The following is a 12539-nucleotide window of genomic DNA, read 5'->3' on the forward strand; positions in this document are numbered from 1 at the left end:
TCAACTCCTTATCTTATTGAATTGGTTTTTTACTTGGTAAGCCCGGACGACGTGGATATTTGTTAGGGGTCGCCTTTACCTTATCAATCACAATAATATTACGTTCTTCATCAGTTCCCGGTAAAGTTAGTGTAACAGTTTTTTGAACCTTTCCACCAAGCTGCTTAATTGCCGTGCCACCCTGTTGAAGTTCTTCAGGGGCCGCACTTGCCTTATAAGCAATGAATTCCCCACCAACTTTAGCAGCTGGCAAACATAATTCACTTAAAACTGATAAGCGGGCAACAGCACGGGCGGTAACGACATCAAATTTTTCTCGATATGGACTGTTCTTGGCACTGAAAGTTTCTGCTCGATCATGAATTAACGTAACATCGGTTAACCCCAGTTTAACAACCAGGTCTTCAAGAAAGGCAATCCGCTTATTTAATGAATCGACAATTGTTACTTTCAATTGTGGGAAAGCAATCTTCAACGGTAATGAAGGGAAACCGGCACCAGCACCGATATCACATAACGTCAGCTTTTCACTTGCTAGGCGTGGTTCAGCAAACGCTCCTGTAATTGAGTCATAAAAATGTTTTAAATACACTTCATTCTTTTCAGTAATCCGTGTTAAATTTACGTGTTCATTAGTTTCAACTAATAATTGATAATAGTCCGCAAACTGTTGCATTTGTTCAGCTGATAAGGTAATGCCATGATCAGCTAATGTTTGTTGAAATTGTTCAGGATTCATTTATTAGGTCTCCTTTCGTGAAACATTTTTGTTTCACGTCACCTACTACTGTACCGTAATTTCGTCATTGTTGCAACCGGATTACGTGAAAATCGGCGCACAAAATAAGGAGCAAGATAACAACCACGCGCGACTTTTATCTTGCTCCCTTTCTTAACGTTTTTAATACTTAGTCTAATGCTTTAAGAAGTCTGGATCCATAAAGGCCGGATTGGGATAATTATAAAATCCTTGCCCCGATTCTTTTCCTTCGTGCCCTTCTTGAATCATTCTTTCCATCTTATCGGCAATTTCCTTATGACTTTCATCCTTAGTTTGGGCATAAGTATTCCGTTCAATTTGTGCCGCCGTCCGTAAACCGACCATATCTAAAATACCAAATGGTCCCATTGGTGCTCCTGTTGAAATCATCCAATCTTTATCAATCATCTCTGGCTCAACAATTCCTTTTGCCCATAAACTAAGACCAGAGGCCAGTAACGGAATTAAAAGTGAATTCAAAATATAACCGTGTTGTTCCTTATTAAGAATAATAGGAACCATCTTTATTTCCCGGGCAAACTTTGTAGCTTCTTCAATTACTTTTGGACGCGTTTGGGAAGTACCCATAATTTCGACCACATTAAATTTCCAAATTTGGTTGGCAAAGTGCATATTAAGAAACTTTTCTGGCCGATTAGTATAAGGAGCTAGTTGGCTAGGAATGAAAGTAGAGGAATTGCTAGCAAAGATTGTTTTTTCGGGGGCTAATCCAGAAACTTCCTCGTAAAATCGCTCCTTTAACTCTAACGATTCGGGTAATGCTTCGATCATTAAATCAGCATCTTTAACTGCAGTCGCAATATCATCAGTAATTACTTTGATATTATCAAGGCCCTGTTGAAATTCCTTATCTGTCAAATGCAAGTCACGTTCATAATCACTTTTTAGCGCCTTAATCCGTCGTTCAGCAGTATCAATATGGTGATTATATACACTGACATTGAAGCCAGATAAGGCCGTTTGATATGCAATCTGACTACCTAATACCCCAGCGCCTGCAATCATAATATTCTTCATTTTATATTTACTCCTTAATTTAACTACTATCATTTATAGTAAAGCGCTTATGTAAAAAAGTAATAAAAGAGCCGAAAGAAAACTTCCAGCTCCTATCATCCTATTTCATTTTACTTACTTCTTCCAAGAACCACTTATTAAAGTATTCTGCATCAATATCTAAGCAAACTTTTGCATTAGTCTTACCATCATGGTAAGCAGCGCGAATATCACCAACAGTAGCACCAATTGCTGGACCATCTGTTTGAACATCAACCCACAGATCCTTTGTAGTAAATGCTTCAGGGTGAAGTAGGTAGAAAATAGTGTTTACATCGTGCATTGGACGACCTTGGTCACTACCATCATTATAATGAGTGATTAAGCCATGAAGCATTTTACCAGTCTTATTAAGGTTACCAAGTTTTTCAATTGTATCAGCTGTTAAGAGGGCCTTTAAGGTAACATCCAGACCAACAGTTACAATTGGAACACCAGCATTATACATAATCTTAGCAGCGTCGGGATCAGTGAAGACATTGAATTCAGCAGCACTGGTCATGTTGCCCCCAGAGAATGAACCACCCATCGCAACAATTTGTTTAATGTGGCTCTTCACTTCTGGGTATTCGCTAAAGAGCAAAGCAATATTAGTATATGATCCAGTTGGAACTAATATAACCTCATCTTCGGCCATAATTGCATCATGAAGCGCTTCAACAGCAGTCTTGTCTAACGGCTTACCATAATCATTGCCAAAGTCATAACCAGGCATTCCCGATTCACCATGAATTCGAGCAGCATCCTCAAAAGGTTTAATTAATGGTTGCTTAGCACCTGCCGCAACCGGGATATCTTTACCGAAGAAATGGATAATCTTCAAGGCGTTAGCAGTTGTTTTATCAACGGTAACGTTACCGGCAACTGTCGTAACCAATTTCAAGTCTAACGATGGGTCATTGATAGCCATCGTTAAAGCAGCCGCGTCATCAATACCTGGGTCAGTATCCATAATAATCTTTGTCGTCATAATTTTGTCTCCTTTTATTGTGCAAGCGTTTTCGAATTTAATGTTTAAAAAAGCAGCCACGCTAGCTGCTTTCCCATTTCTACCAAACAAAGAGGCCAACAAATGCGGCTGATAATAATGAAACTAAAATACCAGAAAGCATTAAGTAACCAATGTTTGAAGCAATGTAATCGTTGTTTTCTTTGTTAACTAATCCTTTGAAGGCACCAATAATCATCCCTAAAGTACCGAAGTTAGCAAATGAAGTTACGAAGACAGTCAAGACAGCCCGCAAGTGAGGTGCGTAACTGTTGATTTCACCAGTAACCTTACCCATAACAACGAATTCGTTAGTAATCAACTTCATACCCATATCTTGAGAAAGCATCCATGCTTGGTGAACAGGTAAACCAAGTAACCATGAGAATGGGAACATGATAACACCTAAGATACTTTCAAGTGAAAGGTCCTTCCAGAACAATGCTAAGATAGCATCGATCAAGGCTGCCAAAGCAACGAAGGCAACAACATTAGCAATAATGATAAGGATTAACTTACCAGCACCTAAAATTGAGTCGCCCAAGAAACTAAAGAATGGTTCACGCTTATCGGAATCAACTTCAGCACCAACTTTTTCGATGGTGTCGTCTTCAGCTGGAACCTTAACAGGGTTTAACATACTTACAGCAATCAATGAGTTAATAATATTAATTGGAACAGCAGTCAGAATATATTGTCCTGGCATCATTTCAATATATGCACCAAGAATTGAAGCAGTAACACAAGACATTGACATCATAGCAATAGTCAAGTTACGTTCCTTGTTCATGGCACGTAATTGCATACCAGAAACAGCCAAGACTTCAGTGTTACCTAAGAACATCATTTCTACAGCAAAGAATGATTCAAACTTAGGTTCACCAGTAATGAATGAAAGCCCACGTCCGATCCACTTAATAATCCATGGTAATACACCAATGTAGTTTAAGATATCGAACAATGGAACAATCATAAGGATTGGCATCAATGCAGAACAAATGAAGTTAAGGTTCTTTGGTGTGTACCAATCACCTAATGCAAACACAGTTCCTTTTGCAGATACATTAACAATCCAAGCAAAACCATCAGCGGCCGCTTTAACCCCAGCACGACCAGCTGCTGAACTTACTAGGAACCATGCTAAAAGTAAGTTCAAGACTACCATGATTCCTACAGTCTTCCAGTTGATTTCCTTTCGGTTCTTGGAAAAAAGCCATCCAATTCCAAGAAAGACAATCAACCCAATAATGTTGATAATAAGATACATAGACATGGCTGTGTACCCTCCTTAAATAGAATATTCGTTAACAGCCGTTCCAAATTAAAATACAATAATTGCAATTGTGGCGAGTTAACTATTTAAGAATATCTTTAAATTTGATTCCTGTAAAGCGCTATTTTGTAGACAACTTGTGAATTTCTATCATTTTTTAAATTATAATTTTACAATTCATTCATTTTATTAACTTTTTAGTCTTTTAAAATTTCACAAAGTTTTTTACAACTTATGAAAACGTTGTCATATGTTAGTAAAAAAGAGACAGAAAGATCCATGGCAAATTGGCCTTGCTATGCACCTTTCCGTCATCCTGCCAAGGCTTTCAATTACAATTAAAATCAATTGAGCAACTGTTCAAACACATTAGATAATTTACCGTTTCACTAACTTTAAGATTTCCCAGGAAATAATATAAAATCTTTAGGATTTAAACTGGCAAAAGCCCGGGACGTTTATCAAAATAGCATTCCGAGCTTCTCAACCATTAAGAAGTGGGAAGAAAGGCCGAGTATTATTATCTTAATTTTTGGTAACTTATCTATCTGTTTAATACGAGGAACTTAAGCTTATCATTATAGGTTCGTTGTAGATATGGCCACTAATCACTTTTAGTTAACATATTATACTTTTTACGGAAACTAAAGCGTTTCATGTGGAGTGGGGTGTTGGTATTTTTATGCAAAAAGTCTAATTAACGTACTTCAAAGTAGTTTTATTATGAGAAGATGTTTGTAAAATTCGGCCTTCTATCTTTCCACGCTTTTAGTATAATCTCACCTCTACTAAAAGGCAATCAAATAGCGTTACACTGGGATTTGGATCCCCTAACACTATTAAACAAAGCTTTCCTTTTTATTACTTATTAGTCCTCTTTTAAACTAATAATTATTAAATGCAAAAGAAAAAAGACTCAAAATTTTTTGAGTCTCTTCTATATTATTAATTTTTCTTCTTCAGGAATCCATAACCATAAGCAAGTAAAGCAAAAATAGCGATTGAAAGGATTAATGGAATCCGCGTTGAATCAATAAAGAGTAGAATTACAAGAACCGCCAAGAAGAAAATAACAGTTAACCAACTAGTAATCGGATATCCTGGCATTCTAAAATTAGTAACTCCCTTGGGATTTTGTTGCCGGAATTTAATATGCGCAATTAAAATAATAATCCAAGTAAAGATAAAGGTAATTGTTGAAATCCCAGCAATCACATCAAATATCCCCGCCGGCATAATATAATTCAAGATAACTGTGATAAAAAGAATCAAGGAAGAAAAAGTTAACGCATGATTAGGCACCGCCTTGGCACTTAATTCACCAAAACGTTTGGGCGCGTTTCCACTTCGAGCTAATGAATAAAGCGAACGGCTCGTACTAAAGATTGCACTATTAGTTGCAGACATGGCAGCAGTCAAAACTACGAAGTTTAGGATCGCCGCTGCTCCTGGAACACCAATTGCTGCAAACACTTGAACAAATGGACTAGAAGTAGTCTTAATCTGGAACCATGGGTAAATTGACATCATGGCAATCATTGATCCAATATAAAATAAACCAATCCGGACTGGCAAGGTATTGATTGCTTTCGGAATATCTTTATTTGGATTCTTAGTTTCACCAGCTGTCAAACCAACCATTTCAATTCCAACAAAGGCAAAGACTACCATTTGGAAAGATATTAAGAAACCCATTGGACCAGTGGGGAAAAAACCGCCTTGATTAACCAAGTTTGAAAGTGTTACTGGCCGGCCTTCAACATGACCATGCATCACAAGTAAGACCACGCCAACTACTATTAAGGCTAAAATTGCGATCACCTTAATCATTGAGAACCAACTTTCCAGTTCACCAAACAGTCCAACATTTACCATATTTACTAACATTAATAAAAGGACAATAATTAATGGGCCAACCCATTGTGGTAAATTAGGGAACCAATATTTCAAGTAAATACCAGTTGCGGTAAGGTCTGCCATTGCTAGTGTTAGCCAACATGCCCAGTACATCCATCCAGCAACAAATTCCATCCGGTCTCCAAGATATTCCTTAACTGAATCAATAAAGGAATGCTTTGAAGGATCAGCTAAAATAAGTTCTCCTAACGCCCGCATCATAAAGAAGCAAAAGATACCGACGATTAGGTATGAAAGAATGATTGAAGGGCCCGCCTGGTGAATAGCGGTTCCTGATCCAAGGAAAAGACCAGTCCCAATAGCTCCACCAATAGCAATCATCGTTACGTGACGACTCTTAAGCGATCGTTCTAACTTCTGTTGTTGTTTTTCGTCCATAATATGCCTCCTTAAAAATTAAGTTAATAACAAAAACGTTTTCTTAAATAAAAAAACGTCTCTGGCAATTAAAATACCAGGGACGTTATTAACGCGGTTCCACCCATCTTTATAACTCAACCTAATGAACTACCTCTCGGTTGATAAGGAAACCACTCCATTTCAAACGCTCATGCCATTTAATTGGATCCAGCTTTCAGCAAATACTGGATTCTCTGTCAACCAATCATTAGATGTTACTCATCATTATAATGGTTATTCTAACTTTGTCAAATTTAAATTACGGAAAGTCAGTCGATAATTAAATATTTAGTACTTTGTCCAAAAAATTCTTCGTATCTGGATGTTGTGGATTATTAAAAATTGCTTCTGGCGTACCTTGTTCACGAATATCCCCATTATGGAAGAAAACAACTCGATCAGCAACTTGTTTTGCAAACCCCATTTCATGAGTTACCACAATCATCGTCATCCCCTCTTGTGCTAACCGTTTCATTACTTCGAGAACATCCCCTACCATTTCAGGGTCAAGGGCACTCGTTGGTTCATCAAAGAGCATTACATCTGGTCTCATCGCAAGGGCACGAGCAATCGCTACCCGCTGTTGTTGACCTCCAGATAGCTTGGTTGGATCAGCGCCCGCTTTATCAGCTAGGCCAACTAAGTCAAGATAGTGCATAGCAGCTTTTTGGGCCTCTTCCGTGGTCAGCTTCCCCAGTTGAACAGGAGCCAATGTAATATTGGCTAAAACATTCATATTAGGGAAAAGATTAAAATGCTGAAAAACCATTCCAATATTTTCACGAACCTTATTAATATTTACCTGCGGATCAGCAATATCGTATCCATCAACATATATTTGCCCACTATTTGGTTCTTCAAGTTTATTAATACACCGGAGGAAGGTGCTTTTACCTGATCCTGATGGTCCAATCATACAAACCACCTCATTAGGTTTTACGTCCAAGCTAATCCCTTTTAGCACTTCATTACTTCCATAACTTTTGTGCAGATTTTTTACTTGTACTTTATAGTTTTTGTCCATATTAACCCATCCTCTTTTGTACGTAATTTGATAACCAAGTTAATAGAGTTATGATGATGATATACATCGTCCCAATGATTAACCACATCTTAAATCCTTCCATATTCTGGGAAATAATGACGGTCCCAGTTTGAGTAAGTTCCATTACACCAATTGCTGAAAGAATTGAGGTATCTTTCAAAGTAATAATAAATTGGTTAACTAACGAAGGAATCATGAGTTTAAAGCCTTGTGGGGCAATAACCTTAATCAACGCCTTACTATAAGGTAATCCTAAACTCCGCGCTGCTTCCCACTGACCAATATTAACTGCTTCAAAACCACCCTTAACGATCGCTCCAATATATGCTCCTTCATCAAAAGTTAATGTTAAAATTCCAGCTAAGAATAATGGAACTTTATGCCCAATCACATTGGGAACCCCCATATAAATGAAGAAGGCCAGCACGATCATTGGAATTCCTCGGAAAATATAAATAAGGACGCTTGAAATTGCATTAGCAAACTTATTTTGCACAATACCTAATATACCTAGAATTATCCCAAAGATCATTGCAAAAATAATACCAACAACTGTTAATTCAATTGTCATCCACAATCCACGCAATAAGGCAGGATAGTTAACCTTTATTAAGCCCCAGATTGTCCTATCAGTCGCATTGCTTTTTGCCGTTTTGTCACTCTTAGTATACTTAGCAATGATTTGATCCATTTGGCCAGTATCTTTAAGCCACTTGATTCCGTTATTCATTTTCTTTTGCAATGCCAGGTTCTTGCCTTTTTGGAATCCAACGGCAACTGGTTGAGCATCAATTGCCTTTTTTGTCACGATTTTGAGCGGAACCCCTTCTTTAATTCCATATTCAATAACTGGACCGTCATCGAAAGTTGCCGCAGTATTTCCGTTCTTGACATCATTCCACATCGTATTCGATGAATCAAAATATCGGATCTTATAGCCATACTTTTTCTGATTCTTCTTTAAGAATAAAGCGGCACTAGTTCCCGACTTAGCCGAAACAGTTTTACCGCGCAGTTGTTTTATTGATTTGATATTGCTATCTTTTGCAACTGCCATCTCAACCCCGTCAGTATAATAAGGCGTTGAAAAATCATACTTTTCTTTTCGCTCATCAGTAACACTCATCCCTGCAATTACCGCATCGACTTGTCCTGATTCAAGAGCTTGCAAGTCACCGTTAAAACTCATCGGCTTTAATTCATATTTAAAATGTTCATGCTTAGCAATTTTTTTAAGCATTTCAATTTCAATTCCGGGATTTTTACCAAAATATCCACCTTTACTATCCTGAATTTCAAATGGTTCAAATGTATTATTCGTTGCAAACGTATATGTTGGTTCGTCGGCAGACACCTGCTGAGGTTCGACCATTTGCCACCCCATCACAATTCCAAGAACTGCAACACTGGTGATGATCATCTTTTTTAATTTGCTGCCACGCATCTTTACCGACTCCTTTTTAATCAAATTTTAACTTTAGTAATACTCTATCATCACCAAGGACCAAAGGAAATATGCTTTAGCAAAGTGTGTGTTTATCAAAGATGGCAGCGATTTAAACAAAAATAATAAAAGGGCAGCTCCTAATTATAGTTAATTTTATTAAGTCAATTTTTATAACAAAATGAAAATACGCACACTATCTTTTTGCAGACAACAAACGTTTTAAAATTCGTTAAGAAACAAGGATTTACTTATAAAATAATTGATTTATAAGGTGCAAAAAAAGAGGGGTGTAACATACATCAGGTTTCTTTCATAAAGGACAAATAGCGTAGTACAAAGGCCTCCAATGCTCGGTAAAACCGAACATTGGAGGCCTGTTGTTGCTTGCGGGAGCTCCCAGAGAGGCTAGCTTCGCGTCGAAAAACGAAGCTACCAGTGACTTCTGTCGCATTCCCGCTCCTGATTTTACTTACTTGTTGCCCTTGTTTCGAAAGGGAACCGCATTTTCCTTAGTAATCTTAGTAACCCCATGCATGTAGGGAACTAATACTTCTGGAATTGTTACAGAACCATCCGCATTTTGGTAGTTTTCCAAGATAGCAGCAACCGTCCGTCCAACAGCTAATCCTGAACCATTAAGCGTGTGAACATATTGTAACTTACCATTCTCATCCCGATATTGAGTATGCATCCGGCGAGCTTGGAAGTCCAAACAATTTGAACAACTTGATACTTCACGATACTTATTTTGGGCTGGCATCCATAATTCAAGGTCATGAGTTTCAGAAGCAGTAAAACTCATATCACCAGTAGTTAAAGTAATGACATGGTATGGTAAACCTAACTTCTTCAAGATGTTTTCCGCATTAGCAGTCATCTTTTCAAGTTCATCCCAAGAATCTTCTGGTTTGGTGTATTTAACCATCTCTACCTTATTAAACTGGTGCATCCGAATTAAACCACGCGTATCACGCCCGGCTGCCCCTGCCTCTGAACGGAAGCTAGGAGTTAAAGCCGTAACGTAAACAGGTAATTCGTCGGCCGGAATTACTTCGCCCCGGTAATAATTAGTCAACGGTACTTCGGCAGTTGGAATTAGTGTCATATCTTCCCCGTTAACTTGATAAACCCCTGCTTTAAACTTAGGGAATTGACCAGTTCCATACATGGATGCCGCATTGACGATATATGGTGGAATAACTTCAGTATAGCCATCAGCCATATGCTCATCTAACATAAAATTGTAAACCGCCCGTTCCAACTGAGCTCCCAAGCCAAGGTAATAGACAAAACGCGCTCCAGAAACCTTCGCTGCACGATCAAAATCCAAAATACCAAGTTTTTCACCGATATCCCAGTGGTGTTTAGGTTCAAAGTCAAACTGACGAATGCTACCAACCTTTCGTAATTCAACGGCCCCTTCTTCAGTTAAACTAACCGGAACGCCATCATGCGGAATATTTGGTAAATGTGCCATTTTATCGTGGAGTAATGCGTCATTAGCCTCTACTTCCCCGTCTAATTTCTTAATCTTGTCACCCAATTCGCGGGTTTCTTTAATGGCCGCATCAGCTGATTCACCATTGCGTTTTGCCTCACCAATCTTTTTAGAGGCTTCATTCCGTTGAGCCTTCATTGTTTCCGTTTGTTGCAGTAATTCACGCCGCTTTTTGTCCAGGGCAATAACTTCATCAATCTCTGCTGCTTTTACGCCCCGTGTAGCTAGCTTTTGCTTATAAAAATCAGGTTCTTGACGAATCTTTTTAATATCTAACATTTTGTCTCCTCCTATATAAAAAGAGCCATTTCTTCCCTTAAATTTTGGGACGAAATGGCTCTGGTTCCGCGGTACCACCCAAGTTTGACAAAAGTCACCCTCGTGGTAGATAACGGTTACCAACCGTGTGGCATTACCCACCCACATATCTCTGCACCGGAGTTTCAGTCAACAGCTTGCACCAACCGCTGTCTCTCTAGATGACCTACTTGAAATGCATCCGTGTTTCTTATTCTGCAATTATCTTATTACACTTTCCTTAATTTATCAATTAAATCTTTATTTAAATCAAAAAAGGATTTTCAGTAACGAAAATCCTTTTTTGGTTAGTTTACGCACAACTAACTTTGATAATAGGTCCACCATTCAACCTAAAACCTATTATCAAGCGGCTAACAATCAGGAGGCTAGCACATTTACCATCCTGTTGTAATTCTACGCCGACTTTTTAGGGGATATTATCAAATACCTTATAGGGAGTATATAGAACCCATACTTGATATGATTGTCATGAACAATAATATCTACTAGTAGCTCATACACTATATGATAAATCTAAATTTATTATCTGCTTAAATGTCATTAAAGAAGACAGTAAATTGATCTTCTACTTATCTGGGGGAGATATATCGCTACTATTGCCTAAGGTTAAATATTCGGGGGGTTCCTTATAGGCATTATCTATCGTTTGACATATCAATCATGCATGGCTCAACAGATAATGATATCCCCTTTATATGAGGCGATAACCTCACATCCATTAAGGAGTAGTGGTCGTGGCCAACAAAAGTCCACGTTATATTTAATAACTTAACTATTACCACTATCAAGTTAAGTGACGACCCCTACATGGTAGCTATCATAAAGCATCGGGGGTCGCTTTATAATAAGCTACCATAATAGGCTATATCCGCCAGTTTATAAGGACTATTCCAAATCAACTGGCACATACTTGTCACTACCTTACAGAGTGTTGTTAAGTCATCATAGTGAAATCACTTGTATAAATAAAAGGTGAATACCTTGTAAGGTAAGTAGTAATTAAAATAATAATTACTACCAGGCTGCATTTCATCTGTGATCGTCGACCAGATAAATGTCGACACCTGTTGACAAGCTGTGACCATTATCATATTAAATATGATATAAAACTGGCAATCACTTGCTTTAAACTCTACATATTAGTTTACGCTCATTAGCACCTTTTTGCAACTTGTTTATCAGCAGAAAATCATTAATTTCTATAAAATCAGCAGTTGGTAAGTGCCGTTATAACAACACTTCCGATAAATAAGTTTCTTTTTACCCCACCTTCTCCCACGCCAATAGCACCATAATTTCTAAGAGTCCGCTCGTTGTTAATTGAGCAAGAGATAAGTAATCCTTTTGACTACTTATCTTACTCCCGCTTCACACTAATTAAGACCAAAAGAAAAAACTAGACAGCTACGAAAGTAGCATTGTCTAGTTTTTTCAAGCCCACTTTTGAAAGTCATTTCTAATTGAAGGGGATTAAGGTTAACAATTAGTCTTGACGCTTCTTCTTACCAAGGCCAAACATTGTAGCAACGGAAGCTAATCCTAAACCAACTAATGAAGCGGTCTTATTAGCATCATTACCAGTTTGTGGTAAGGTCTTAGTATTTTCAGTGTTATTAGTAGGTGTTGTCGTATTAGCACTAGGTTGAACTGTGGAACCAGTGTTTTCGACATTACCTTGGTTGTTATTACCCTGGTTATCATTGTTAATAACGTTACCCTTACCGTTATTGTTGTTACCATTTTCTGGAGTAGTGGTCTTATCATCAACAACTGTAATAGTAGTTGTTACAACATCTGTTGAGCCATCTGGGTAA

9 protein-coding genes are annotated in these 12539 nt (G+C 38.0%); all 9 read right to left on the reverse strand.

The window, feature by feature from the left end; genetic code table 11:
• Positions 1 to 13 precede the first annotated feature (13 nt).
• Positions 14 to 739, reverse strand: a complete 726-nt coding sequence (gene rsmG / locus H5R88_RS03775) for a 16S rRNA (guanine(527)-N(7))-methyltransferase RsmG (protein ID WP_182600273.1) — start codon at positions 737 to 739, stop codon at positions 14 to 16.
• 174 nt (positions 740 to 913) lie between these two features.
• The gene (locus H5R88_RS03780) at positions 914 to 1798 is read right to left on the reverse strand and encodes a 3-hydroxyacyl-CoA dehydrogenase (protein ID WP_182600274.1); all 885 of its coding nucleotides are present in this window, start codon (positions 1796 to 1798) and stop codon (positions 914 to 916) included.
• 100 nt (positions 1799 to 1898) lie between these two features.
• Positions 1899 to 2807 (reverse strand): ribonucleoside hydrolase RihC, encoded by a 909-nt coding sequence (rihC, locus tag H5R88_RS03785; protein WP_182579178.1) that lies wholly within the window; start codon positions 2805 to 2807, stop codon positions 1899 to 1901.
• 79 nt (positions 2808 to 2886) lie between these two features.
• Positions 2887 to 4092 carry a NupC/NupG family nucleoside CNT transporter gene (locus H5R88_RS03790; protein WP_182579203.1) on the reverse strand — a complete coding sequence of 402 codons (1206 nt, stop codon included), beginning with the start codon at positions 4090 to 4092 and terminating at the stop codon, positions 2887 to 2889.
• A gap of 951 nt (positions 4093 to 5043) precedes the next feature.
• Positions 5044 to 6393 (reverse strand): amino acid permease, encoded by a 1350-nt coding sequence (locus H5R88_RS03795; protein WP_182600275.1) that lies wholly within the window; start codon positions 6391 to 6393, stop codon positions 5044 to 5046.
• 301 nt (positions 6394 to 6694) lie between these two features.
• Complete coding sequence (locus H5R88_RS03800) at positions 6695 to 7438, reverse strand: amino acid ABC transporter ATP-binding protein (protein ID WP_182579180.1); 744 nt, start codon at positions 7436 to 7438, stop codon at positions 6695 to 6697.
• A gap of 1 nt (position 7439) precedes the next feature.
• Positions 7440 to 8903 (reverse strand): ABC transporter substrate-binding protein/permease, encoded by a 1464-nt coding sequence (locus tag H5R88_RS03805; protein ID WP_182600276.1) that lies wholly within the window; start codon positions 8901 to 8903, stop codon positions 7440 to 7442.
• Positions 8904 to 9375: 472 nt separating this feature from the next.
• Positions 9376 to 10683: a serine--tRNA ligase gene (serS, locus tag H5R88_RS03810; RefSeq protein ID WP_182600277.1), complete on the reverse strand. Its 1308-nt coding sequence runs from the start codon at positions 10681 to 10683 to the stop codon at positions 9376 to 9378.
• Between the two features lie 1525 nt (positions 10684 to 12208).
• Positions 12209 to 12539 (reverse strand): LPXTG cell wall anchor domain-containing protein (locus tag H5R88_RS03815; protein ID WP_182600278.1); only part of this gene is annotated, 331 nt, incomplete at its 5' end.

It is taken from the genome of Limosilactobacillus agrestis (genome assembly GCF_014145585.1).
Lineage (GTDB): Bacteria > Bacillota > Bacilli > Lactobacillales > Lactobacillaceae > Limosilactobacillus > Limosilactobacillus agrestis.

Excerpts from the sequence above, each read along its gene's own strand:
- rsmG (WP_182600273.1), bottom strand. The coding sequence starts at position 739 with ATGAATCCTGAACAATTTCAACAAACATTAGCTGATCATGGCATTACC.
- H5R88_RS03780 (WP_182600274.1), bottom strand. The coding sequence starts at position 1,798 with ATGAAGAATATTATGATTGCAGGCGCTGGGGTATTAGGTAGTCAGATT.
- rihC (WP_182579178.1), bottom strand. The coding sequence starts at position 2,807 with ATGACGACAAAGATTATTATGGATACTGACCCAGGTATTGATGACGCG.
- H5R88_RS03790 (WP_182579203.1), bottom strand. The coding sequence starts at position 4,092 with ATGTATCTTATTATCAACATTATTGGGTTGATTGTCTTTCTTGGAATT.
- H5R88_RS03795 (WP_182600275.1), bottom strand. The coding sequence starts at position 6,393 with ATGGACGAAAAACAACAACAGAAGTTAGAACGATCGCTTAAGAGTCGT.
- H5R88_RS03800 (WP_182579180.1), bottom strand. The coding sequence starts at position 7,438 with ATGGACAAAAACTATAAAGTACAAGTAAAAAATCTGCACAAAAGTTAT.
- H5R88_RS03805 (WP_182600276.1), bottom strand. The coding sequence starts at position 8,903 with ATGCGTGGCAGCAAATTAAAAAAGATGATCATCACCAGTGTTGCAGTT.
- serS (WP_182600277.1), bottom strand. The coding sequence starts at position 10,683 with ATGTTAGATATTAAAAAGATTCGTCAAGAACCTGATTTTTATAAGCAA.